Origin of the sequence: Geobacter sp. (assembly GCF_030834625.1) — a bacterium.
Taxonomy (GTDB): domain Bacteria; phylum Desulfobacterota; class Desulfuromonadia; order Geobacterales; family Geobacteraceae; genus Geobacter.
Genome location: NZ_JAUQXO010000059.1, coordinates 37,424 through 60,206 on the forward strand (window position 1 = coordinate 37,424; position 22,783 = coordinate 60,206).

Below are 22,783 nucleotides of genomic sequence, written 5' to 3' on the forward strand. Positions count from 1 at the left end.
TTACTCAGTTGCTCCGTTGCTCTGTGTTTCAAAAGCTTTTTCCAGGATTATTGAAGAGCGAGGAGAAGCGCCATGATCTCACGCCGCGACATGCTCATTTCCACGGCCGCCGCCCTGGCGGGGGGAGCGGCCCTTCTCTCGGGGGAACGGGGGGAGGCCGCCGAGCGCAGCGCTCCCGCCGAGGCGAAGAAACGCCCGGGACGATCACGCCCTCACGCCCCGGTGGTCACTCCCAACGGGAGCATCCTCCCCTTCACAATGAAGAACGGCGTCAAGGAGTTTCACCTGATCGCCGAGCCGGTGGAGCGGGAGTTCGCCCCCGGCATGACGGTGAAGTGCTGGGGGTACAACGGCCATACCCCCGGCCCCACCATCAAGGCGGTGGAGGGGGACCGGGTCCGCATCCTCGTCACCAACCGGCTTCCCGAGCACACCACCATCCACTGGCACGGCATCTTCGTTCCCAACGGCATGGATGGCGTCGGCGGCCTCAACCAGCCCCACATCCGGCCGGGGGAAACCTACGCCTACGAGTTCACGCTCCGCCAGCACGGCACCTTCATGTACCACCCACACGCCGACGAGATGCTCCAGCTGGCGGTCGGGATGATGGGGTTCTTCATCGTCCACCCCCGGGAGCCGGAGGAGACCCCCGTCGACCGGGACTTCGCCATCATGCTCCACGAGTGGGCCATCCACCCCGGCACTTACCGCCCCGACCCGGCCGTCATGCTCGACTTCAACATGTTCACCTTCAACAGCAGGGTCTTTCCCGGGACCGCCCCCCTCGTGGTCCGGACCGGCGACCGGGTCCGCATCCGCCTGGGGAACCTGAGCATGGACGAGCACCCGATCCATATCCACGGCCACCGGTTCTGGATCGCCGCCACCGACGGCGGCAGGATTCCTCTCTCCGCCCGCTGGCCCGAGACCACGGTCCTCGTCCCGGTGGGGGCCACCCGGGACGTCGAATTCGTGGCAGACAACCCCGGCGACTGGGCCTTCCACTGCCACAAGTCGCACCACACCATGAACGCCATGGGACACGTCCTCCCCAACCTCCTTGGCGTGAGCCAGCAGGGGCTCGAAGAAAGGATTAAAAAGCTCCTGCCCGGCTACATGGCCATGGGGGAGAGCGGCATGGCGGAGCACGCCGAGCACGCGGCACACATGGGGGGACCGGCGAACACCCTGCCGATGATGATGGGGAAGGGACCCTTCGGCAACATCGAGATGGGGGGGATGTTCACGATAATAAAGGTGCGGAACGAGCTGGAGAACTACGACGAGGATCCCGGATGGTACCGGCATCCGCCGGGGACGGTGGCGTGGAAGGTCACCTAGGCTGTTCGCTGCGGGCGCCCACCGACAGGGCGACGGAGGATTGGAAAGTGCCGAGTCGTTAGTCTGAAGACCATGTGGGGGGAGTCCGGGACGCCGTTGGCCCGGACAAAGATGAGTGATGAAAGATACGCTAGTGCTTCATCGGTTGGATCAGGCAAGCCGCCGATTCTTTCCTGGCGATGTCGCCCGGCTTCACCTCGCCCTTGACCACTTCGGCCTCGAAGTAGTGATCATCCACGTACGAAAGCACCTTGACCTGCCCCACTTCGATTGACTTGGGATTCTTGGCACCACCGATCTCCCGGTAGACGGTGACCACATCGTTGAGACAGATCTCCTTTTTCACGTCGGGAGTGCCGCTGTGGAAGAGATGAACCTTGTTGCCCACCTTCATCACCACCTCGCTCTTCACCTTTTTCTCGGCTGCTCCGGCAGTGATGGGAGCGATCATGAATACCGACAGGATTACCATTCCAACTGCTGCTGCAAATTTTCGCATTGAATTTCTCCTTTTGTGGTAATGAATTTGATGCTACCGGTGTCACACGGTTTACTAAACGTCCTTGTCGATCACCTCCTTTCCCCGTGATCATCTATGCAGATGCTTTTCTGCGAAATCATAACATCTTGCTTACATGTTACAATCTTCTGTCAGCGATCGGCATTGGCCGCGGTCTCCGTCGTCGCAGGCAACAAGAGTTCCCGTAATTATCTATGCCACGGCGGCGCCCACCTTATATCACTCCCATCATCCGCTGGATGCCCTCCTCAATCTATTCTATGCTTCTGCTGACTCTTTGTAGCGCCTGTTCACTTCGTTCCATTCGGCGCAATCAATTCCTGTAAAAAGGTCCACAAGCCGCGGGTCGAACTCCCTGCCCGATCTCTCCCGAATCACTCCGACCGCCTCCTCGCACCTCCCGATACCCTTACCGGAAACAAGCGTTTCGAAAGTGTCGGCAATCAGCAGCAGCCTCGCACCGCGCGGGATCTCCTCCCCCTTGAGGCCGCGCGGATATCCGCTTCCGTCGTAGTGCTCCTGGTGGGCACGGACGATGTCCGCCGCTTCATGGAGAAAGCCGATCTTCCTCAATAATTCATACCCATTTTCGGGATACGAGCGCATTTCCTTCAGCTCATTTTCCGGGAGACCGACTCGCTTGAGGAGTGAAAGCACGGAGTCGTGAATGGCAACCTTTCCAATCTCGTGGAGAAGTGCCCCGAATTCTATAGCCTTCCTTTCTTCCTCGCTTACCTCCAGCCGGTCGGCTAGAAGGAGTGCATACTCCTTTACCCGCCGGGAATGGAGGCGGCTGGTTCTCGCCCTCATGTCGAGGGCCGAAACGAGTACGAGGAGTGTCTCCTCATTTGCACTGGCAAGGTCAGCGAGAAGCGTGCGTTGCCGGTCGAACAGCCAGCCGGGGACGAGCCCCACGATCCAGAAACCGGCAAGTTCCCCCATCTGGTTTGCCTGCTCCATGTAGTTCCCAGGCCAATCGAGAAAGGCATGGAGGGAAAAAAAGACGGTGACGGCCGATGTCGTGTAGATTGCGCCTCTCAGGCCGAACCACGCCCCCGCCATTACGGGAGGGAGGAAGTAGAGCTTTCGCAGCACAATATGCACCATATGGTAGGAGTGTGACTCGGTAGGAACGGCAAAATGAAAGAGAGCGATGACAGTCGTCAGTAACGTCAGGATAATGAGTCTGTTCTTCGATCCGGCAGTCAGGTGAAACTTTTTCATGTCTGTTTACCTCTGTTGCCGAACTTCCTGACCCACAATTTGTGATTCACGCCAAGGGGAGTAGCGAAGGTGATCACCTTGTGGAATCGAATTTTCCCTTCGACCCGGAGCCTCGTCAGGCATGCTGCTGTCACGGACCCTCACGTAAATTTGGACTTTATCCACCCTGTCCCTTCCCCGCACCGGCGACAGAGGATCGCCCCAGCCCGCGCAGGATGGAATTCACGATCTCGTCCAATCGCTGCTCCTGCCTGTGCCTCAGTCCTCCATCCGGAGCGGGAGTCGGCTCCACCCCTCCTTCGTGCTTCTCCGCGACCATACTTTTTTCAGCCGGCCAGACCTCGTAGTGGACGTGGGGGCCGGTAGAACGGCCGGTGTTGCCGGAAAGGGCCACGACCGCGCCGGCCTCGAGCCGTTCTCCCGGCCGGACCTTGAGGGCCGAGTTGTGGCCGTAGAGGGTTTTCCCACCGTCATCGTGCTCGACGATGACGGTGAATCCATGACCGCCGTGGATTCCCGCATGGGCGACGCGCCCCCCGCGAGTGGCGCGGACCGGCGTACCCTCCGGCACCGCGATGTCGATACCTTTGTGGAAGACGAGTCTGCCGCTCCCGAAGGGATCGACCCGCCACCCCACTCCCGAGGTGACCGGCCCATTCGCCGGCAGGTCGAGGGCGGCTCGGCCCGTGGACGGCAGAACGGAGAGGAACATGACAGCGGTGATCACTCTAAAAGTGGTTCGTGACAAGTTTTTCACCCCTCACTCAACTGTCGGGTCGACAGGAGACGACATTAGCGTTGCTACTGATCCTGAAAAAGAGCGGTGCTGAGATACCGCTCACCGGTGTCGGGAAGCAAGACAACTATCCTCTTCCCTTTGTTCTCCGGCCGCCTTGCCACCTTCAGGGCTGCGAATACCGCGGCACCAGCAGAGATTCCCACAAGCAGACCCTCTTCACGGGCCAGTCGCCGGGCGGTTTCCAGCGCTTCCTCGTTTTTCACGGTGAAGATCTCGTCGATGACCTCCCGGTTCAAAACCTCCGGGACGAATCCGGCGCCGATTCCCTGGATCTTGTGGGGGGCGGGCTGTCCGCCGGAAAGGACCGGGGAGTCGAAGGGCTCCACCGCGATGATTTTCACCCCCGGCTTCCGCTTTTTGAGCACTTCGCCGACGCCGGTTATGGTTCCGCCGGTACCGACTCCGGCCACGAAGACATCGACCTTGCCGTCGGTGTCAGCCCAGATCTCCTCGGCGGTGGTGACGCGGTGGATGTGTGGGTTTGCTGGATTCTGGAACTGTTGAGGGATGAACGAGTTTGGGATTTCCTTTGCCAGTTCCTCGGCTTTATTGATAGCCCCTTTCATACCTTCCGCCCCCCGGGTGAGGACCAATTCGGCGCCATAAGCTTTCAGTAGGTTTCTCCGTTCGACGCTCATGGTCTCGGGCATGGTGAGGATCAGACGGTATCCCTTTGCCGCGCAGACAAAGGCGAGGGCGATGCCGGTGTTCCCGCTGGTCGGCTCGATGACGACCGTATCCTTGTTGACGAGTCCCTTCGCTTCGGCATCACGGATCATGAAAGCACCGATCCGGTCCTTGACGCTTCCTCCGGGATTGAATGATTCCAGTTTCGCCACCACGTCTGCCTCAACTCCCGCGGTCACTTTGCGAAGTCTCAGCAACGGGGTTTTGCCAATCAGGTCGGTAAGATTGTCGAAAATTCGTGCCATCTGTCACTTCTCCTTTTGTTGGTAGTTTGTTATCAGTGGGAATGGCCACCGTTTTCGGTCTGCCGATCCGTCGATTCGTCCCGTTCCCCATGGTGTCCCATGTGATCTCCCGGCATGAGCATCATGCACCCCGATGCCAGGAGCGAGCCGATGATGAGTGCAGATAAGAGAAGTGTTTTCATGGGAACCTCCTCGTGCCCAGACGCTACGCCGTCAGCAAGACCTCGTGCAGTCCGGATCGCCTTTCATCAAAAGAGAACACAACTTCTGCGCTCCCTTATGGGCGACTGTGGCCGCCGGGTGGGCCAGCGTCAACGAGATGACCACCGCCGACAAAACCGCGAACTTGATAAAGATCATTCTGTTCAGAAAACCGGATGACACCTCTTCAATCTTTGCATTCATTGTGGTTTCCCCCTTTTCGATTCAGTGCGAGTGTCCGCCACCATGTCCGCCGCCAAAGCTGCCCGAATCGTACTGGGGCCTGTTGTAGTCGGCATCGTGGCTGAAGTGCTTGCCGTCGAGGAAGTCGATCACCGTACAGCCCGACAAAAACGAAACGGATCCAACGGCTGCAAGTAAGAGCAAAAATCTTTTCATCCATTGACTCCTTGGTGTCGACGCTTCGGTTGTGGCTTGATGGCGTCGGTGTATTTGTATATCTGCCGGCAATTGTCCGGAACAGCTGAAAAAATGGCGCACTCCGAAGGAGGGACTACGAAGAGTACGCCCATAGCAACAAATCTATAAACCCACCGCCATGAGCGGCACCATTATGAGAGCCATGAGTCCGACGCCCCACCATCCCCACTTGCCGCCGCCGAAGTGGTGGGAGAAAAAGCCGTGCTTTCCGTATCCGCCATGTTCAGCGGCTCCGCCTTCCGCAACCGTTGCCATGACTTCGTAGCGCAGTGCCTGATCCGATGTCTGGGGACCGGCGATAGTGAGCACCACTCTGTAGTCTCCCGGCTTCTCGAATTTGAAGGTGTCGAGATACTCGTCATCGAGACGCTCGACTTCCCTCTGGAGAAGCGGCGCGGCGGAATCCTTTTCGTAGATTTCGATGGCAACCGTACGGTCGGTTATGGGAGTTCCTTCCCGCTGCAAGCCGAGCTTCACAGTGACGTTCTCCCCGGTCCGTGGCTCAGGGGGAGAAAGTTTGACGACAGCTTTTAGGCCGCCCTGGGTGAAGCTCTGTTCCATGGCGAAGCCCATGACCGGAAAAGAAAGCAGTATGATCGAGATGATAAACAACAACGGTACGCGCATCGATGAACCTCCGGACTTGAATGATTGCCTGGTTTCTACAAATGCCGTGCCAGTGCATAACTGGTTGTTATTGTTGCGTTGCAACAAAGTCTGCCGGCAGCCAAGTCAACATATTACGGAATAGTCCACAGCAGTTGTTGGATTTTCAACATGGTTATTCCGGGATTTTTATCTGCTATTTGTTAATGGCCATGGTCAATAAATACGACTAATTTGCGCAGAGGATGTCTATAACGTCTTGGTAAAACCACAAGCCAATAGGCCCTGATGAATATCAGACACGTGCTGCTGATTATTCCTCACATCTGCTTACCGCATCACTCGATAAAATGTAGTACTGCTTTGGTTTCGGCATGTTAGCGGGTTGGTCCGCCTTTTGTATAATGACGACTCAGGCGGATGCTGGCAGTCGGCAAAGGTAACGGAAGCGTCAGAGGGGACTCATCATGCGAAAGAGAACAATAGGTACCGGTATCCTGGTGGCATGTGCTGTGGGGCTTATCGTGTACCTGGCCTTTCACGTCAGGATTGCGCCGGTTCCGAACGCTGTGGCTGCCCTCAAAACCTTCGGGATGACGTGCCGCAGTTGCGCCGGCAAGATCGAAAAGGCCCTCAAGCCGCTGAAGGGCGTGTCGGGAGTCGAGGTGGATGTTAATGGCGGGTGGGTTCTGGTCGGTTACGATACACAATCGGCCAGTCCGGAGGCATTCGCCGGCGCAGTCCGCAAAGCCGGCTTTCAGAGTTGGCCAATGGAGCAGATGTCGCTCGCCGATTTCCGGCAGGTGGCGGGCCGGGATTTCGGCACGAAAGTCGCGCGGGCCAGCGGGTGCGGAGGTGGCGGCTGCGGCACTGGCGGCGGGTGCGGCAGTTCGAAATAAAATGAATCACGAAAGGAGAATAAGCATGAGACCTGGGCGAACAGCAAAAATCTTCCGGTTACTGACAATGGCGGCGCTGGGGCTTGTCCTTGGCGCGGGAGCGGCTCTTTCATCGACGTCACCCGATACGGTAACGGTGCTCAAATCCACGGGGCTTTCCTGCGGCGGCTGTGCGTCCAGGATCACCAACGCCCTGGAAACGGTGCCCGGGGTTGCTTCAGTGAAGGTCGATATCGAGTCCGGGCTGGTGACGGTCTGGCACGACGACACAGCTGCTCCCCAGAAGCTGGCTGCAACGGTAAGCGAGGCGGGATACCAGAGCATTGTTCAGGAGACAATGAGTGCCGACAACTACCGCACGGAGGCCGACAAGAGCGGTCCCGGCGCTGCCCGCAGTGGCGGCTGCGGCGGCGGATGCTGCGATCGGACGAAGATTCGCTAAAGGAGCTGAGTCATGGGAAAGAAAAGCAGGGCAAAGGGAAATAGTCAGGTCGAAACAATCAATCAGCCTGCGGGCGAGGAGGCAAACGTGAAAGTACCGAAGAAGAGCTTAAAGTGGGGGATTCTGGTGGCAGTGGCACTACTGGCCGGGGTGGCGACGGTGTTCGCTCTCAATTTCCCCGGCATGTCCGGCGTCGAGAAGGTGAAAGTGGTCAACGGCGTGGTGGCGATTCCGCTGGCAAAGGTTTCGGACGGCAGCGCCCACTTCTACCGCTATACCGACGGCGGCAAGGAGATCAGGTTTTTCGTGGTGAAGGGGAGCGACGGACAGATTCACACCGCCTTTGATGCCTGCGACGTCTGCTTCCGGGATAAAAAGGGATATGTCCAGGACGGAGACTCCATGCTCTGCAAGAACTGCGGCAAGAAGTTCCAGACGAACCGGATCGGCCCCCATTCCATCGGCGGCTGCAACCCCTCGTACCTCCCCGCCGCCAGTGACGGCAGGAACGTCATTGTGAAGGCTTCGGATCTCCAGCAGGGAACGCGCTATTTCTAACCGGACCGGCGAGGCAACGACACCATGAAACTCCACTCCATATCACTGAACAACCTGCGGCGGCGCAAGGCCAAGATGGCGTTTCTCACCATTGGCCTCATGGTCGGCATCGCCACCATCGTCACGCTCGTGACCCTCACCGAATCCATGTCCAACGACATCGGCCGGAAGATGGACGAGTTCGGCGCCAACATCCTCATCATGCCCAGGAGCGAGGACCTGGCCATGAGCTACGGCGGCATCAGCCTCGGCCGGGTGAGCTTTGACCAGCGGGAGATCCACGAAGGGGACCTGGCGAATATTCGCACGATTAAAAACAGCGGGAACATCCTCGCCATCTCCCCCAAAGTGCTCGGCGCGGCGACCCTGAAGGAGAAAAACGTCCTCCTCGTAGGTGTGGACTTCACGGAAGAGCTCAAGATGAAGCAGTGGTGGCGAATCTTCGGCGACGAGCCAAAGAGTGAGAACGAGATCCTTCTCGGCAGCACCACCGCCGATACGCTCAATCTCACTCAGGGCGACACGGTTACCATTGGCGGCGAATCGCTGAAGGTTGCGGGGATCCTGGAGCAGACCGGCTCCCAGGATGATTCGCTGGTCTTCGCGCATTTGAAGAAGGCCCAGAAGATCCTCGGCAAGGAGGACAAGATCACGCTTGTAGAAGTGGCGGCGCTCTGCGCCGGCTGCCCCATCGGCGACATGGTGGTCCAGATAGCCGAGAAGCTCCCGGAGGCGAAGGTCACCGCCATCCAGCAGGTGGTGGAGTCGCGGCTCAAGACCCTCGACCAGTTCAAGCGCTTTTCCTACGGCGTCGCCGGGGTGGTAATCTTCATCGGCTCCCTCATCGTCTTCGTGACCATGATGGGGAGCGTCAACGAGCGGACCACCGAGATCGGCGTCTTTCGCGCCATCGGCTTCAGAAAAACCCACATCATGCGGATCATTCTCCTGGAGGCGGCTCTGGTGAGTCTGCTGGCCGGCGCCTTCGGTTATCTCTCGGGAATGGGGGCGGCCAGGCTCGCCCTACCCTTCATGGCCGAGTCGAAGAGTGCCGCCCTTGTCTGGGACGGGCTGGTGGCATCGGGCTCCATCGGGCTCGCCGTGACGGTGGGACTTTTGGCGAGCCTCTATCCGGCACTTCACGCCAGCAGGATGGACCCAACCGAAGCCTTGCGGGCACTGTAAATGCGGGGACCGGGGACCAGGGACCGGGAACAACAAGAAGAACGGGGTATTTCATGGCACTCATAGAGATCAGCAATCTGACCAAGCACTACTCCTGCGGCGACGAGACGGTGGAGGCGCTGCGGGGAATCGATATCGGCATCGAAACCGGCGAGTTCATCACCATCATGGGGCAGTCCGGGTCGGGAAAGAGCACCCTTCTCTCCATCCTCGGCGGCATGAACCATCCGACCAGCGGCAGGGTGACGGTCAACGGAACCGATCTCTATGCCCTGGGGGATGAACGGCTGGCCGACTTCCGCGCCGGGAACTTCGGTTTCGTCTTCCAGTCGTTCCACCTGATACCGTATCTCACGGCCCAGGAGAACGTCATGCTTCCCCTGACCATCGCACCCATGAAGGGAGACGAGAAACGGCAGGCGGCCCTTCAGGCCTTGGAACGGGTCGGACTCGGCGGTAAATCGGACCGCCTGCCGAACCAGCTCTCCGGCGGCGAGCAGGAGCGGGTTGCCATAGCCCGGGCCATCGTCAACCGTCCCCACATCCTCTTCGCCGACGAGCCGACCGGCAACCTCGACACCGCCAACAGCGAGGCGGTCATGGCCCTTTTCCGGGAGCTGAACGACGAGGGGCAGACCGTGGTGATGGTGACCCACAACCCCGAGAACTGCCAGTATACCGACCGGACGATCCAGATCCGGGACGGCAGGGTGGTTTGACGGGTGTACGGGGTAGAGGCCAGAGACAAAATGTATTCGAGCGAAACCCAACCGGAGTGCGGAGATTTCCTTTTCGTTACTGAACGGAAGCTATGCACTGAACTCGAAGAGTTCTTCACCCAGGAAAACCTGAAGGTTGCCCGAGTCGAGAGCGGAAAAGAGGCTCTGGCGGCAATCGAGGCCGAGCCCTGGACGATCATGGTTGCCGATGCACAGCTTCCTGATATCGACGGTGTCGAACTGACCCGATCGGCTCTCGCGAAACGGCCGGACATGTACGTAGTTCTTGGCGATTCTGAGCCGCCAGTAATAGATCTTTGCGACAAAGCAGGATTGGCGGGAGTAATGGGAATCGTGAACACACCCTACAACCCGGATGAACTGTTTACATTGCTGTGGTTCGTTATGGAATTGCGGCAGCAGTTCTAACAAAAATAGCATGTTACGCTTTGTCGTGACATTGACTCTTCAGGATGTCATGGCATGCTAGAATACGATATACAATGGCCGCACCAGGCCCAGAGAGGGGGCAGCAGGCTGATGTCCGATACAATCAAGGATGCCATCGAGCATCACTGCCCGGTCTACGACACGCTCCGGCGCCCCATCGAGGTCAAGGGGAAGGTGGAGGTGGCCCGTCCCGGCGGAGAAGTCGAAGTGGTCACGAGCGTGGAATGAAGTCTCCGATCAGGTCTGAGAATGAAACGAACGATACTCGTCATTGATGATGATCCCTCCCTGCGGAGGGTGATGGAATTTAACCTTCAGGAGGCGGGATACGCTGTCATCACCGCCGTCTCGGGAGAGGAAGGCCTTGCCGCCTTCGCCGGATTCACGCCCGACCTTGTAGTGACCGATGTGAAGATGGGGAGAATGGACGGACTCCAGGTGCTGAAGGAGATCAAAAAGCGCTCCTACTCCACCCCCGTCGTCATCGTCACCGCCTTTGGCGCGGTTGGTGCGGCGGTGGAAGCCATGAAGCTCGGCGCCTACGATTATCTGACCAAGCCGTTCAAGAGGGACGAGTTGTGCCTCATCGTGGCCAAGGCACTCCAGATGACCGAGCGTGCCGTGGCGGACGTTCCCCCCATCCACGACGATCTTGCCGACCGGATCGGGTTCCAGAATATCATCGGCACCTCCCGCGAGATGACAATGGTCTTCGACACCATCCGTCGGGTCGCCGGCACCGAAGCTACGGTGCTGGTAACGGGAGAATCGGGAACCGGCAAGGAACTGGTGGCGCGAGCCATTCACGACCTGAGCGGCCGTTGCCAGGGACAGTTCGTTGCCATCAACTGTGCGGCAATACCCCGGGATCTTCTGGAAAGCGAGCTGTTCGGCCACGTCAAGGGAGCGTTTACCGGAGCGATTAAGGACAAGCCCGGAAAATTCCAGCAGGCCGATGGGGGGACCCTCTTTCTCGACGAGATCGGAGAACTGCCCCTGGAATTGCAGCCCAAGCTCCTGCGCGCCCTCCAGGAGCGGGTGGTGGAACCGGTGGGTGGAGATGCTCCCCGGCGCCTTGATGTAAGGGTCGTGGCAGCCACGAATGTCGATCTTGAGAAGGTTATCGCTAAAGGAGGGTTTCGCGAAGACCTCTACTACCGACTCTCCGTGATCCCGCTTCACCTTCCCCCCCTGCGCGAGCGCAAGAAAGACATCCTCCTCCTGGTCAGGCACTTTGCGCGGAAATTCGGCGGGGCGGATGTGGAATTCAGCCGCAACGCCCTCGATGTGCTCATGATGTATACCTGGCCCGGAAACGTCCGGGAGCTGGAAAATACCGTGGAACGCCTCCTGATCATGCGCACCGGCGATACCGTCACCGTTGAGGACCTGCCCGACAAGGTCCGTGGCGACCGACGGCCGATGCAGAAGGAAGTCGTTACCCTTCCCGATGAGGGGTATTCACTGGAGCAGCTTGAGCGCGATGCGGTCGTGCAAGCCCTTGAACGGAACAACTGGAACCAGACGGCGGCGGCACGCTTCCTCAGGGTCCCCCGCCATACCCTTGTCTACCGCATGGAAAAATACGCAATCATTCCGCCGGCAAAAAGTGAAAAATATTTTCATGATAAATCTAAAGTTAATTAAAGACCTGCCGATAGGAATAGAGTTTGTGCAAGCTCCACAGTAGGGAATATTCGGATGCTGTTGCCGAATATTCTGCAAGTTTGCAGTCAAACAAGAACCCCAACTTTAATAAGTGTCGTAAATTCAGCCAATTGGCTTTTGGCATGGCGTGTGTAAAGCCATAACTCATCACTTCACCTTCCAGGAGACCCCATGAAATCACGACTCGCCGTCGGGCTCATGCTCCTCGCCGTGCTGGCAGTTCCTTACCGGGCACCGGCCGAGGAGGCGAAGCCTTCCGAAGATCTGCCGAAACTCGTCGAGACCGCCGTCGCCAGCAACCCGGAGTTGAAGGCGTCCGAGGCCCGATGGGAGATGTTCCGCAACCGTGTGGCACAAGCAGGAGCGCTCGATGACCCGATGCTCATGCTCAAACTCCAGAATTTCCTGGTGCGCGATCCGTTCAACTCACGGCGGGACCCCATGAGCCAGCGGGTGATCGGCATCTCGCAGCAGCTCCCCTTCTGGGGAAAGCGTGACCTGAAGGCGGAGGTGGCAGCTAAGGAAGCCGAGGCCCTCAAGTGGCAGGTGGAGGAGCGGAAGCTGGAACTGGCCCGGATGGTGAAGGAGACATACTTTCAGATCTTCGTGACCGACAAGGAGCTGGAGATCGTTGAGAAGAACATCCGGATCATGGATGACTTCATCGCGCTCGCCGAGACGAAATACTCCGTGGGGCAGGGCGCCCAGCAGGATATCTTCAAGGCACAGGTTGAACGCTCAAAGATGTTCGACATGAAGATCACCCTTGAGCAGCAGAGAAAAAGCCTCCAGGCGACCCTGAACACCCTGCTCTACCGCCCGGCCGAAACGCCAGTGGGAAAAGTCGCCGACTTCGAGCTGAAGCCCTTCACCTGGTCTCCCGAGCAGCTCCGGGACATGGCCGCGGAGAATCGCCCGATGATAAAGAGCCTGCGCGCCCTGATCGAGAAGGGGGAAGCGGCCCACCGCCTGGCGGAAAAGGAGTTCTTCCCCGACGTGAATCTCTCCTTCGAGTACATGCAGCGCGACCCCATCGACGACATGGAGAAGGGGTACGACATGTACAGCGCAGGCCTCACCTTCAATCTTCCGGTCCAGCGGGAACGACGCCATGCCATGGTCCGGGAGTCGACGGCCGAGATCGCCATGGTAACCGCGGAACTGAACACCCTGAATAACAGCATCAACCTCGGCATCGCCGACAGCCTTGCCCAGCTGGAGCGGCGCGAGAAGCTGGCAAAGCTGTACCGCACCGGCATCATCCCCCAGGCGGAGCAGTCGCTGGAGTCGGCCACAATCGGCTACCGGGTGAATAAGGTCGACTTCCTCACGCTCCTGGACAACCGCGTGACCCTGTTCAACTACGAACGTGACTATTACGAATCCCTGGCCGAATACCAGATGCGGCTCGCCCAGCTTGAAGCGCTGGTGGGCAGGGAGTTGCAGGAGTAAGGGATCTTTCCGGCAGCGCCTGCTTTGACAATCACCATGCATTGAAATTTTCCATACACCGAGAGGTACGATCATGAAATTGAGCGCGAAGGTTGCAATTCCGGTGGCAGTGATTCTCCTGGCCTCGGCGGGCGGAGGATACTACCTGTGGCAGCAGAAGGGGGAAACCGCAAAGGGGGCAAAGGAGGGTGAAAAGGCCGCCCAAGGGCCGGTGCTCTACACCTGCGCCATGCACCCCTTCATCATCAAGGACAAGCCGGGCACCTGCCCCATCTGCGGCATGGAGCTCATCAAGAAGGTGGAGGGGGCCCAGGCCAACGCCAAAGAGCTTGAGATGCTCGGCCACGTCTCCCTTTCCCCCACCCAGCAGGTGATGGCCAACGTCGCCACCGTGGAGGCGAAGACGATGCCCCTCACCAAGGAGGTGAATGCCGTCGGCATCGTGCAGTACGACCAGTCGCGCCAGGCAAAGGTCACCGCGTGGGTGGCGGGCCGGATCGACAGGCTCTATGTCAATACCGTCGGCGCCTATGTATCCAAGGGGAAACCGGTGGCCGAGGTCTATTCCCCGGACCTCGTTTCCGCCCAGCAGGAATACCTCCTGGCACTCCGAAGCCGCGACCGGCTCAAGGATTCCCCCATCGCCTCCATCTCCCAGGGGGGCGAGGGGCTCGTGGCGTCGGCCCGACAGCGGCTCCTCCTCATGGGGGTGAAGGAACACCAGATCGCAGCGCTCGAGAAGGCTGGACAGCCGAACATCCGACTCTCCATCTATACGCCCCTCTCCGGTGTCGTCATCGAAAAGATGGCCCTTGAGGGACAGTACGTGAACACGGGGGACCCTCTCTTCAACATCGCCGATCTCTCCAATGTCTGGGTGGAGGTGGAGGTCTATGAAAACGAGTTCTCCTTCATAAAACTCGGCCAGCGGGTTGACATCATTTCCCAGTCCTGGCCCGGCAAGACCTTCTCCGGCCGGGTGTCGTTCGTCTACCCTTTCCTTGATCCCAAGACACGGACGGTCAAGGTGAGGGTCGAGTTGCCCAACCCCGGTATGAAGCTCAAGCCGGACATGTTCGTGAACGCGTCGGTCAAGGTGCCTCTGGGCACCGCCGTGACCGTGCCGGTGACGGCGGTGATGGACACCGGTACGCGCCAGGTGGCATGGGTCGAGACGGAGCCGGGGATGTTCGCGCCCCGGGACGTGAAGGTGGGCGCCCGGGTGGGGGAAATGCTCCAGGTCCTTTCCGGGCTGAAGGCTGGGGAGAAGGTTGCGGCCAGCGGCTCGTACCTGATCGATTCCGAGTCGCAGCTCAAGGGGACCGGCGGTGGCCATGCCGGCCACGGCGGGCAGCCGGGAGCGAAGCCGGACGAAAAAGGCACCGCCCCTGCGCCAGGAGGCCACGAAGGGCATGGAGCCCCCGCGGCCCCAAAGAAAGACAGCCTGAACATGGATGACATGAAAATGTAATTAATTCGGGGATCCGGGACCAGGGACCGGGGACCGGTAAATGCGCTTTTAAAGGCTTTTGCCGGTTCCAGGTCCCCGGTCCCCGGTCCCGGAGGTTCTCAATGATTGAAAGAATCATCGAATATTCCGCCCGCAACCGTGTGATCATCCTGATGATCTTCGCCCTGATCATTGCCTGGGGGGTCTGGGCGGTATACAAAACGCCGGTGGACGCCATTCCGGACCTCTCCGACAACCAGGTGATCGTCTTCACCGAATACCCCGGCCGCTCTCCCCAGGTTGTGGAGGACCAGGTGACCTATCCTCTGGCGGTTAACCTCCAGGGGCTCCCGCAGGTGCGCGCCGTCCGCGCGTCGAGCGCCTTCGGCTTCTCCATGATCTACGTGATCTTCGAGGACAAGGCTGACATCTACTGGGCGAGAACGAGGGTGCTGGAGCGCCTCAACTACGCCGCCTCGCTCCTGCCGCCCAACGTGCGCCCGACGCTTGGCCCCGACGGCACCGGCGTCGGCCACGTCTTCTGGTACACCCTGGAAGGGAAGGGGTATGACCTGGAACAGCTCCGGACCCTCCAGGACTGGTTCGTCCGCTACCAGCTGAACACCGTTCCCGGCGTGGCCGAAGTGGCCTCCATCGGCGGGTACGTCCGCGAGTACCAGATCGACCTGGACCCTAACCGGCTCTTCGCCTACAACATCAAGGTCGATCAGGTCATGGAGGCGGTCAAGCGCTCCAACAACGACGTGGGGGGGAGGCTCCTGGAGCAGGCCGACGCCGAGTACCTGATCCGCGGCAAGGGATACATCAAGTCCACCAAGGACCTGGAGGATATCGTGGTCGGGGCCGACATGCGCGGCACCCCCGTCTATGTGAAAAATCTCGGCAGCGTTCAGCTTGGTGGCGCCATCCGCCGGGGACTCCTTGACATGAACGGCGAAGGGGAGGCGGTCGGGGGCATCGTGGTCATGCGCTACGGCGAGAACGCCCACGACGTCATCCATCGGGTGAAGGAAAAGATCAAGTCGCTGGAGCAGGGGCTACCCCCCGGCGTTAAGATCATGGTTTCCTATGACCGTTCCGATCTGATCATGCGGGCCGTGGACACCCTGAAACACGCCCTGTTGGAAGAATCCGTGGTCGTTTCCCTCGTCATCCTCGCCTTCCTCCTCCACTTCCAGAGTTCCCTGGTGATTGTGCTGACACTCCCCATTGCGGTGTTGATCTCGTTCATCACCATGAAGCTGATGGGGGTCACCTCCAACATCATGTCCCTGGGGGGGATCGCCATCGCCATCGGCGTGCTGGTGGACGCCGGGGTCATCATGGTGGAGAACTGCTACCGGCATCTCTCCGAACTGCCACCGGAGGAACGAAAGGAGAAGCGGCTGGAGGTGATCATCTCCTCGGCCAAGCAGGTGGGGCGGGCCATCTTCTTCTCCCTGGCAATCATCGTCCTCTCCTTCGTGCCGGTCTTCCTCCTGGAGGGTCAGGAAGGGAAGATGTTCCACCCCCTCGCCTTCACCAAGACTTTCTCCATGGTGGGATCGGCCTTTATCGCCATAACGCTCGTGCCGGTTCTCATGTACTTCTTCATGCGGGGGAAGATGCCGCCGGAGAGCTCCAACCCGGTCTCCATGTTCTTCATTCGCCTCTACTCACCGGTCATCAAGTGGGTGCTAAAGTGGAAAAAGACCACCATCGCTCTCAACATCGCAGCCCTGGCCATCGCCGTCCCGATGTTCATGTCCCTGGGCTCCGAGTTCATGCCCCCCCTTGACGAAGGGTCGCTCCTCTACATGCCGGTGACGCTCCCCAACATCTCCATCACCGAGGCGAAGCGGCTGATCCAGGTGCAGGACACGATCATCAAGAGCGTTCCTGAGGTGGAACACGTCCTCGGCAAGGTGGGACGTGCCGAAACCTCCACCGACCCGGCACCGGTTTCCATGTTCGAGAGCATCATCATCCTGAAACCGAAGGATAAGTGGCGCGCCGGGGTCACCAAGGCCGACATCGTTTCCGAGCTGGACGCCAAGCTCCAGCAAATAGGGGTCAGAAACGGATGGACCCAGCCGATCATCAACCGGATCAACATGCTCTCCACCGGGGTGCGAACCGACCTGGGGGTGAAAATCTTCGGCAACGACCTGAACGTCCTGAAGGATCTGGCGGTACAGGCGGAAGGGATCCTGAAGACGGTTCCCGGTGCCGCCGACGTGGTGGCCGAGCGGGTTACCGGCGGCAACTACATCGACATCGACATCGACCGGGAAGCCGCAGCCCGCTATGGGGTGAACGTGGGCGACATCCAGGGGGTCATCGAGACCGCCCTGGGGGGTGAGATGCTCTCCACCTCGGTGGAGGGACGCAACCGCTTCCCGATCCGCATCCGCTACATGCGCGACTATCGGGACAACATCCCAGCCATCCAGCGCATCCTCATCGGCGGCATGAACGGCGCCCAGGTGCCGCTCTCTCTGGTGACGAAGCTCAAGGTCTCCACCGGCGCGCCGGAAATCAACAGCGAAGGGGGGCTGCTCCGCTCCATCGTCTTCCTCAACGTGCGGGGACGCGACATGGGGGGCTTCGTGGGGGAGGCGAAGACGGTTCTCGAAAAGAACCTCAAGCTCCCGCCGGGCTACTACGTGGCATGGTCGGGGCAGTGGGAGAACCAGATCCGGGCCAAGCAGCGGCTCCAGATTCTTGTGCCAGCGGGGATGGTGATCATCTTCATCCTCCTCTACTTCACCTTCCATTCGGCTCTGGAGGCGAGCATGGTCATGCTCTCGGTGCCGTTCGCCCTGGTGGGAGGGGTCTACCTGGTGGCGGCCCTGGGATACAACCTGTCGGTGGCGGTGTGGGTCGGCTTCATCGCCCTCTACGGCGTGGCGGTGGAGACAGGGGTCGTGATGGTCATCTATCTCCACGAGGCCCTGGACAAAAAGCTCATCAACGGGCCGTGCACCGAGCAGGACATCTACGACGCCACCTTCGAGGGGGCGGTGCTGCGCCTGCGCCCCAAGCTGATGACCGTGGCGGTGGCACTTCTGGGGCTGGTGCCGATCATGTGGTCTTCCGGCACCGGCGCCGACGTCATGAAGCCGATCGCGGCCCCCATGATCGGCGGGATGATCTCCTCGGCCATCCACGTCCTCATCATGACACCGGTCATCTTCGTGATGATGAAGAAGCGTGATCTGAAGAAGGGGAAACTGCACTATTCCGGGATGAAACACTAATTCACAACGTAGGGGCGCGGTCTCCGCGCCCTGGGCGGGGAAACCCCGCCCCTACACCATCAAAAGGAGAAACATCATGAAAAAACTCGCAGTCATCATCGCCGCCGCAACATTCGCCCTCTCGGCCCCCCTCACTGTCCTTGCCGCCGACCATGGCCACGGCTCCATGAAGATGGATCACGGCAAGCATGGGGGAGACGTCGCCCACGAGGAGGTAGTTGAAGGAGTGAAGGCCACCTTCAAGGTCATGAGCATGAAAGAGCACATGAAGGCCATGAAGATGGAGATGCCCAAGGAGATGAAGGAAACCCACCATGTCGCCGTCGAGTTCAAGGATGCGAAGTCAGGCAAGGCGCTGACGGAGGGAGAAGTGACGGTGAAGGTGCAGGGTCCCGACAAATCAGAGCAGGTCAAGGACATGATGGGGATGCAAGGGCACTTCGGCGCCGACTTCGACCTCTCCAAGAAGGGGAAGTATGGCGTCATGGCTAAGTTCAAGCTGGCCGACGGCAAGGTGCGGAGCGCGAAGTTCTGGTACGTGGTGAAGTAACATAACGCTGGCAACATAGGAGAAAAAGCCGCGTTAAGTCGGCACAGGGGGCGGCCGGCTGTCGGTCGCCCCTTTGCTTATGATCTGGAGAGCACCATGAAAATGGTTCGTTTACTGTTGGTAGCAATGCTTGGACTCATCGCCTTGGTTGCATGTACGAAGGAGCAGAAAACTGCGCCGGCAAAGCAGACCCGGACCTCTGCAACCTCGGCGTATGAAAGATATTTTGGCCCAGCTCCGACGACCGACAAGGGAACCTGCTACGCCTTCGTCATCTATTTCCCTTCTGCAAAGGAGCAGGGCAAGGTGGTTCCCTTTCCGTTCTTCACCTTCAATAAGGAAAGCATCAGGAAGGTTGCGTTGGAGCGACTCCTCGGCGGTATGGACGTAGGGAGCTACAAGGGTGAATTCCTCCAACCCTTTGCTTCCGGAACCCGCATCCTCGGCATTGTCGAACAGGGTGGCGTCGTAACCGTAAACTTCAGCAAGGAAATCCTTGACTCAAAAGCCGATGCCGCGGTTGAAAGAGCCATGCTTGATGCGATTGTCCTCACGCTTTCCCAGTTCGGCAAGGTCAGGGACGTTCGAGTGCAGATCGAAGGAAAAGAGAGCGGCTCCGTGGATAGCAAGGATGCTGGGAAATTCATGGGACATGGCGGCTTGGAGCGTCAGCCGCTGAGGCCGGATGAAAGTGCTGTCCTGTCCCCCTCCTCACCCAGGCTTCTGAGCGTCACCGCCATGAAGGACAAGGGGGCAACGGAGGTCGAAGAGGTGAACGCCTTCTTCGATCGACCGGTAGAGATCAAAGAGTTGAGAATGACAGGCGGAGACGGCAAGCCCTTCGAAGGCGACGTTTACCACTCGGTCTTAGGCATGGCGGCAGTTCTGAAGCCGAAGGCCCCATCCCTGTTCAAGGCGGGAATGCCGGTAAGAGTTGGCTGGAAGGTGATCGACAAGCTCGGCCGCTCCGCTGAAGGAACCGGGGAGTTTGCGCTTGAAGTGAAAGAACACTGAAGCAGTTCAGGAAAGGAAGTGAACGATGAAAATGACAATAATGCTCATGGTCTGGGCATTCTTATTGACCCACGGCATCGCTTTTGCTCACGGTGGGGAAAAGCATGGAACGAACCACAGTGACGCCCAGATGGACAGGTTCCACAAGATGATGCCCATGTATGCCCAAGTCCAGGCCAAGATCAACGAGGCACTGGAAAAAGGGGATACCTCTGCGGTCGAGGCTGAGGCCGAGAAGATACTGGCGACCATCCCGGACCTGAAAAAGTCAAAGCCCCACAAGAACCTGAAAAAAATTGCCACGTTCAAGAAAATAGCCGATGCCTTCGGTGCTGACGTAACGGCAACGGCAGGCATGGCGAAAAAGGGGGATCTTGCGGGGGCCAGGACCTCTTTCAGGAAGGCTGAAGAACGGTGCAACGAGTGCCACGCCAAATTTCGGGACTGACGAGGCCTGGCAGTCATTGGGCCGAGGAGGAACATCATGGAAGATACCGCACAATTACAGGAGAAGATTCGCAACCGCCTTGATGAACACCGGCGCGAGCTTGCGGAGAGGCAGCGCCTCATCGACAGTACAATGAAAGAGATGCTGGACCAGCGCGGGCGGTTTGCCGCTGAAGCCCAGCATGTACTGGAATCGGTTGTCCATCCCCGGCTATTGGAGTTGTCTCGCCAGTTCGACAACGCGGTAATTTCCGATCGCCATTCCGGTACAGATTTTCACTGTACCTGCGAGTTTGCCCACACGCCGCGTTTCCCTGCCACTGTCTCTCTTGATTTCGGGGTACTCCCGGGGGAAAAGGATGAAGAGCTGACGATACGCTACGATCTGCAAATACTCCCCGTATTGATGGAGTACAAGAGGAATGAAGAGGCAAGCTTTCCGCTTTCAGGTGCTGACGAAACAATCGGCCGCTGGGTGGAAGAAAAAGTTCTCGAATTTGTCGATACCTATCTCCGCCTGGAAACCCATCCCCTCTACCAGAAAGACTACATCGTAGTAGACCTGGTCTGCGGGATGCCGATTTCGGCAACCACCGCTTCAAGCAGAATCGAGAAACATGGCCATACGCTCTATTTCTGCTCCGAGCACTGCAAGGAAGCATATCTAAAGGAGCATGATTCTTAAAATCCCAACGATGCCACGAATGCTTTATCGAAGTCTGCGGCTGCAGCAAGCTCCACCACCTCCACGCCGGCGACAAGCCGGACCATCTCCGGCCGGCACTCCCGGTCGAGAAGGATTGTCTCGGCGCCGGTCTTGGAGGTGTTGCCAACGAACTCAATCTTTCCGGCGAACTCCGACGGAAGTAGGCCAAGGCCTATGAGGCTCTTGGCCCTCAGGTGGTAGCCGAAGGAGCCGGCGATGAGGACGGATCGCACCTTCCCTGCCTCGACGCCCAGATGGCGCAGGAGCAGGTCGATGCCTGCCCGGATGGCCCCCTTGGCGAGCTGCACCGACGACCGAAGCGATGAGCCGGTTGATCTCTTCAACGACGCTGCGCCGCATCTCCTCCAGCCCATCGGGAGTAGATGCGAACCTGATGCGGGAGAGGACGTCCTGGGCGTGGAGGCTCTGGGGATTGAGGGCCGAGGCGGTGGCGAGCTCACGGCCGTCCGCCAGATCGATGAGGGCGGCCACGAGGGTGGTGGTGCCGATGTCGACCACCAGGCCGAAGCGCTCGGCCGAGGTATCGCCCTGTTCGACGACGAGAAGTTCGCCCCCGACCAGGACGGCGGTTACATGGCGGTCAGGATCGTAGCGCTTGACCACACAGGGGCGGAGCGTTACATCCCCCCGAACGCCGTGGGCGGCGGCCCCTCCGCCACGAGCCACTCCGTAGTGCAGGCTCACCCATAATGCCACTTCGACAGCCCCTTTTTCCATTTGTGGATAGGTGGCTTTGTGCCCCTCGGTTGCCCGGATGGTCTGACAGAAACTTTAGCGGAAATTTAGCAAAAATATCCATTTAAAACCGGTATGGTTTCTAGGAAGGGACCTTTGGCGCGGATAGGCCTAACAGTCTGAATATTGGTTTTTTTTTGGCTATTGGGACCGATGTGCTCGACTTGCAATTCTCAGTATTGGAAATTCAGCCTATTCCCCCAACTGAATCATCTGATCGGTGATTTCGGTAAACGCCACATCGTGGCTGATGAGGAACAGCTGGTCGTACCAGTGCTCGGTGACCTCTTCGCGGCCAACGTCGATGGCGCGGAAGGCGGTGGCGAGGTTCTCACGACGGGAAGCATCCAGGTTGGAGGTCGGCTCGTCGAAGAAGGCGATGCGGGCGCCGATGGTCTGGAGCAGCGCCAGCCGCAGGGCCACCACGGCGCTCATGGTCTGGCCACCGGAGAGCTGGTCGTCGCTCCGTTCGCGGACCGCGCCGTCCGCCATGTCCCGCAGGACGATCTGGTAGTTTTCGCCCCAGACCAGTTCTTCATCGGCCTCGGCGATGGTACGGTAGATCCGGTCGGCGCGTAGGCTGATTTCCTCCCGGAATCGTTCCGAGAGCTGGGCTGATACGTTCTTGAAAACCTGGTTACGGAGGAACTTGACCAACTTTTCCTTCTGCTCAAAGGAGGTCTTCTCGGTCAGCTTACGGTCGATCTCTTCCTTGAGCACCTTCAGCTTGCCAATCTCACCCTCAAGGCGCAGGCGTCCTTCTCCAGGTTCTCGATTTTCTGGCGCAGTGAGGCTACTTCTGCCACCAGCCGGTCTTTCTCGTCACGGGCATCCCTGTTCCTGTCGTGCTGATATGCTTCCTGGAGACGGGCAAGCTCGTCTTTCTTCCCGCCAAGTTGCTTCTGAAGGTCATCCAGAAGTCGAGAAGATCGAAGTGTTCTACCTGCCGTCCTATTCACCGGAACTGAATCCTGATGAGTATCTCAACAACAGCCTGAAAGGGCGTGTCCATTCAGGGAAACGGGCACAAAATGCCAAGCAACTTGAGTCAAAGGCCAGAAAGCATATGCGGCATTTACAGAACAACCGAACCAAAGTGAAAAAGTTCTTCGAGCACCCCTGTGCTGCCTATGCATCTTAATTGCTCTGTTTATTTGCCG

26 protein-coding genes and 2 pseudogenes are annotated in these 22,783 nt (G+C 59.0%); 17 read left to right on the forward strand and 11 right to left on the reverse strand.

Translation table 11 applies throughout. The annotated features are described in order from the left end of the window. The first annotated feature begins 72 nt into the window (after positions 1-72). Complete coding sequence (locus tag RCH91_RS14025) at positions 73-1,344, forward strand: multicopper oxidase family protein (RefSeq protein ID WP_306535590.1); 1,272 nt, start codon at positions 73-75, stop codon at positions 1,342-1,344. A 130-nt stretch (positions 1,345-1,474) separates the two neighbouring features. Here the strand turns inward: RCH91_RS14025 and RCH91_RS14030 are convergent, their stop codons facing one another. The 8 genes from RCH91_RS14030 to RCH91_RS14065 all read right to left on the reverse strand — a co-directional run bounded on the left by RCH91_RS14030 (position 1,475) and on the right by RCH91_RS14065 (position 6,088). Beyond that, positions 1,475-1,843, reverse strand: a complete 369-nt coding sequence (locus RCH91_RS14030) for a hypothetical protein (protein ID WP_306535591.1) — start codon at positions 1,841-1,843, stop codon at positions 1,475-1,477. Positions 1,844-2,122: 279 nt separating this feature from the next. Then, complete coding sequence (locus RCH91_RS14035) at positions 2,123-3,088, reverse strand: HD-GYP domain-containing protein (RefSeq protein WP_306535592.1); 966 nt, start codon at positions 3,086-3,088, stop codon at positions 2,123-2,125. A gap of 157 nt (positions 3,089-3,245) precedes the next feature. After that, on the reverse strand, positions 3,246-3,845 hold the full coding sequence (locus RCH91_RS14040; protein ID WP_373694394.1) for a M23 family metallopeptidase: 600 nt from the start codon (positions 3,843-3,845) through the stop codon (positions 3,246-3,248). Between the two features lie 44 nt (positions 3,846-3,889). Further along, positions 3,890-4,819 carry a cysteine synthase A gene (gene cysK / locus RCH91_RS14045; RefSeq protein ID WP_306535594.1) on the reverse strand — a complete coding sequence of 310 codons (930 nt, stop codon included), beginning with the start codon at positions 4,817-4,819 and terminating at the stop codon, positions 3,890-3,892. A gap of 32 nt (positions 4,820-4,851) precedes the next feature. Further along, positions 4,852-5,001, reverse strand: a complete 150-nt coding sequence (locus tag RCH91_RS14050) for a hypothetical protein (protein ID WP_306535595.1) — start codon at positions 4,999-5,001, stop codon at positions 4,852-4,854. A gap of 31 nt (positions 5,002-5,032) precedes the next feature. Continuing rightward, entirely contained in the window at positions 5,033-5,224 is a 192-nt protein-coding gene (locus RCH91_RS14055) for a hypothetical protein (protein ID WP_306535596.1), read from the reverse strand. A 21-nt stretch (positions 5,225-5,245) separates the two neighbouring features. Beyond that, entirely contained in the window at positions 5,246-5,419 is a 174-nt protein-coding gene (locus tag RCH91_RS14060; RefSeq protein ID WP_306535597.1) for a hypothetical protein, read from the reverse strand. 144 nt (positions 5,420-5,563) lie between these two features. Beyond that, positions 5,564-6,088 (reverse strand): hypothetical protein, encoded by a 525-nt coding sequence (locus RCH91_RS14065; protein ID WP_306535598.1) that lies wholly within the window; start codon positions 6,086-6,088, stop codon positions 5,564-5,566. Positions 6,089-6,534: 446 nt separating this feature from the next. On the opposite strand from RCH91_RS14065, the gene RCH91_RS14070 reads away from it, so the two are divergent. The 15 genes from RCH91_RS14070 to RCH91_RS14140 all read left to right on the forward strand — a co-directional run bounded on the left by RCH91_RS14070 (position 6,535) and on the right by RCH91_RS14140 (position 20,846). Then, positions 6,535-6,966, forward strand: a complete 432-nt coding sequence (locus tag RCH91_RS14070; protein ID WP_306535599.1) for a heavy-metal-associated domain-containing protein — start codon at positions 6,535-6,537, stop codon at positions 6,964-6,966. Between the two features lie 25 nt (positions 6,967-6,991). Further along, positions 6,992-7,408: a heavy-metal-associated domain-containing protein gene (locus RCH91_RS14075; protein ID WP_306535600.1), complete on the forward strand. Its 417-nt coding sequence runs from the start codon at positions 6,992-6,994 to the stop codon at positions 7,406-7,408. A gap of 87 nt (positions 7,409-7,495) precedes the next feature. After that, positions 7,496-7,966, forward strand: coding sequence for a DUF2318 domain-containing protein (locus RCH91_RS14080; protein WP_306535601.1), 471 nt, complete (start codon positions 7,496-7,498; stop codon positions 7,964-7,966). Between the two features lie 24 nt (positions 7,967-7,990). Beyond that, positions 7,991-9,151 carry an FtsX-like permease family protein gene (locus tag RCH91_RS14085; RefSeq protein ID WP_306535602.1) on the forward strand — a complete coding sequence of 387 codons (1,161 nt, stop codon included), beginning with the start codon at positions 7,991-7,993 and terminating at the stop codon, positions 9,149-9,151. Positions 9,152-9,204: 53 nt separating this feature from the next. Continuing rightward, positions 9,205-9,870, forward strand: coding sequence for an ABC transporter ATP-binding protein (locus RCH91_RS14090; RefSeq protein ID WP_306535603.1), 666 nt, complete (start codon positions 9,205-9,207; stop codon positions 9,868-9,870). Positions 9,871-9,873: 3 nt separating this feature from the next. Beyond that, positions 9,874-10,299, forward strand: coding sequence for a response regulator (locus RCH91_RS14095; protein WP_306535604.1), 426 nt, complete (start codon positions 9,874-9,876; stop codon positions 10,297-10,299). Between the two features lie 111 nt (positions 10,300-10,410). After that, on the forward strand, positions 10,411-10,548 hold the full coding sequence (locus tag RCH91_RS14100; RefSeq protein WP_306535605.1) for a hypothetical protein: 138 nt from the start codon (positions 10,411-10,413) through the stop codon (positions 10,546-10,548). Between the two features lie 21 nt (positions 10,549-10,569). After that, positions 10,570-11,967, forward strand: a complete 1,398-nt coding sequence (locus RCH91_RS14105; protein ID WP_306535606.1) for a sigma-54 dependent transcriptional regulator — start codon at positions 10,570-10,572, stop codon at positions 11,965-11,967. Between the two features lie 192 nt (positions 11,968-12,159). Continuing rightward, positions 12,160-13,440, forward strand: coding sequence for a TolC family protein (locus RCH91_RS14110; RefSeq protein ID WP_306535607.1), 1,281 nt, complete (start codon positions 12,160-12,162; stop codon positions 13,438-13,440). Positions 13,441-13,513: 73 nt separating this feature from the next. Next, entirely contained in the window at positions 13,514-14,911 is a 1,398-nt protein-coding gene (locus tag RCH91_RS14115) for an efflux RND transporter periplasmic adaptor subunit (RefSeq protein ID WP_306535608.1), read from the forward strand. A 101-nt stretch (positions 14,912-15,012) separates the two neighbouring features. Then, positions 15,013-18,150 carry an efflux RND transporter permease subunit gene (locus tag RCH91_RS14120; RefSeq protein ID WP_306535609.1) on the forward strand — a complete coding sequence of 1,046 codons (3,138 nt, stop codon included), beginning with the start codon at positions 15,013-15,015 and terminating at the stop codon, positions 18,148-18,150. Positions 18,151-18,226: 76 nt separating this feature from the next. Beyond that, a complete protein-coding gene (locus RCH91_RS14125; RefSeq protein WP_306535610.1) occupies positions 18,227-18,700 on the forward strand; it encodes a hypothetical protein in 474 nt (157 codons plus the stop codon). 96 nt (positions 18,701-18,796) lie between these two features. Next, positions 18,797-19,714, forward strand: coding sequence for a GerMN domain-containing protein (locus tag RCH91_RS14130; protein ID WP_306535611.1), 918 nt, complete (start codon positions 18,797-18,799; stop codon positions 19,712-19,714). A 25-nt stretch (positions 19,715-19,739) separates the two neighbouring features. After that, positions 19,740-20,162 carry a cytochrome c gene (locus RCH91_RS14135; RefSeq protein ID WP_306535612.1) on the forward strand — a complete coding sequence of 141 codons (423 nt, stop codon included), beginning with the start codon at positions 19,740-19,742 and terminating at the stop codon, positions 20,160-20,162. Positions 20,163-20,198: 36 nt separating this feature from the next. After that, on the forward strand, positions 20,199-20,846 hold the full coding sequence (locus RCH91_RS14140) for a hypothetical protein (protein ID WP_306535613.1): 648 nt from the start codon (positions 20,199-20,201) through the stop codon (positions 20,844-20,846). On the opposite strand, the gene RCH91_RS14145 is transcribed toward RCH91_RS14140, so the two are convergent. The 3 genes and pseudogenes from RCH91_RS14145 to RCH91_RS14155 all read right to left on the reverse strand — a co-directional run. Beyond that, positions 20,843-21,175, reverse strand: coding sequence for an ASKHA domain-containing protein (locus tag RCH91_RS14145; RefSeq protein WP_306535614.1), 333 nt, complete (start codon positions 21,173-21,175; stop codon positions 20,843-20,845). The two genes, RCH91_RS14140 and RCH91_RS14145, sit on opposite strands and share 4 nt — an antisense overlap. Positions 21,176-21,230: 55 nt before the next feature. Continuing rightward, positions 21,231-21,605: pseudogene (locus tag RCH91_RS21490) on the reverse strand (hypothetical protein); the annotation flags it as partial. 210 nt (positions 21,606-21,815) lie between these two features. Then, positions 21,816-22,546: pseudogene (locus RCH91_RS14155) on the reverse strand (SMC family ATPase); the annotation flags it as partial. Between RCH91_RS14155 and RCH91_RS21495 the strand changes: the two are divergent. Further along, positions 22,477-22,764 carry a transposase gene (locus RCH91_RS21495; protein ID WP_373694395.1) on the forward strand — a complete coding sequence of 96 codons (288 nt, stop codon included), beginning with the start codon at positions 22,477-22,479 and terminating at the stop codon, positions 22,762-22,764. The pseudogene RCH91_RS14155 and the gene RCH91_RS21495 sit on opposite strands and share 70 nt — an antisense overlap. Positions 22,765-22,783: the final 19 nt, after the last annotated feature.

Coding starts and splice junctions, on each gene's coding strand:
- RCH91_RS14025 (WP_306535590.1), top strand. CDS start 73: ATGATCTCACGCCGCGACATGCTCATTTCCACGGCCGCCGCCCTGGCG.
- RCH91_RS14030 (WP_306535591.1), bottom strand. CDS start 1,843: ATGCGAAAATTTGCAGCAGCAGTTGGAATGGTAATCCTGTCGGTATTC.
- RCH91_RS14035 (WP_306535592.1), bottom strand. CDS start 3,088: ATGAAAAAGTTTCACCTGACTGCCGGATCGAAGAACAGACTCATTATC.
- cysK (WP_306535594.1), bottom strand. CDS start 4,819: ATGGCACGAATTTTCGACAATCTTACCGACCTGATTGGCAAAACCCCG.
- RCH91_RS14050 (WP_306535595.1), bottom strand. CDS start 5,001: ATGAAAACACTTCTCTTATCTGCACTCATCATCGGCTCGCTCCTGGCA.
- RCH91_RS14055 (WP_306535596.1), bottom strand. CDS start 5,224: ATGAATGCAAAGATTGAAGAGGTGTCATCCGGTTTTCTGAACAGAATG.
- RCH91_RS14060 (WP_306535597.1), bottom strand. CDS start 5,419: ATGAAAAGATTTTTGCTCTTACTTGCAGCCGTTGGATCCGTTTCGTTT.
- RCH91_RS14065 (WP_306535598.1), bottom strand. CDS start 6,088: ATGCGCGTACCGTTGTTGTTTATCATCTCGATCATACTGCTTTCTTTT.
- RCH91_RS14070 (WP_306535599.1), top strand. CDS start 6,535: ATGCGAAAGAGAACAATAGGTACCGGTATCCTGGTGGCATGTGCTGTG.
- RCH91_RS14075 (WP_306535600.1), top strand. CDS start 6,992: ATGAGACCTGGGCGAACAGCAAAAATCTTCCGGTTACTGACAATGGCG.
- RCH91_RS14085 (WP_306535602.1), top strand. CDS start 7,991: ATGAAACTCCACTCCATATCACTGAACAACCTGCGGCGGCGCAAGGCC.
- RCH91_RS14090 (WP_306535603.1), top strand. CDS start 9,205: ATGGCACTCATAGAGATCAGCAATCTGACCAAGCACTACTCCTGCGGC.
- RCH91_RS14100 (WP_306535605.1), top strand. CDS start 10,411: ATGTCCGATACAATCAAGGATGCCATCGAGCATCACTGCCCGGTCTAC.
- RCH91_RS14105 (WP_306535606.1), top strand. CDS start 10,570: ATGAAACGAACGATACTCGTCATTGATGATGATCCCTCCCTGCGGAGG.
- RCH91_RS14110 (WP_306535607.1), top strand. CDS start 12,160: ATGAAATCACGACTCGCCGTCGGGCTCATGCTCCTCGCCGTGCTGGCA.
- RCH91_RS14115 (WP_306535608.1), top strand. CDS start 13,514: ATGAAATTGAGCGCGAAGGTTGCAATTCCGGTGGCAGTGATTCTCCTG.
- RCH91_RS14120 (WP_306535609.1), top strand. CDS start 15,013: ATGATTGAAAGAATCATCGAATATTCCGCCCGCAACCGTGTGATCATC.
- RCH91_RS14125 (WP_306535610.1), top strand. CDS start 18,227: ATGAAAAAACTCGCAGTCATCATCGCCGCCGCAACATTCGCCCTCTCG.
- RCH91_RS14130 (WP_306535611.1), top strand. CDS start 18,797: ATGAAAATGGTTCGTTTACTGTTGGTAGCAATGCTTGGACTCATCGCC.
- RCH91_RS14135 (WP_306535612.1), top strand. CDS start 19,740: ATGAAAATGACAATAATGCTCATGGTCTGGGCATTCTTATTGACCCAC.
- RCH91_RS14140 (WP_306535613.1), top strand. CDS start 20,199: ATGGAAGATACCGCACAATTACAGGAGAAGATTCGCAACCGCCTTGAT.
- RCH91_RS21495 (WP_373694395.1), top strand. CDS start 22,477: ATGCTTCCTGGAGACGGGCAAGCTCGTCTTTCTTCCCGCCAAGTTGCT.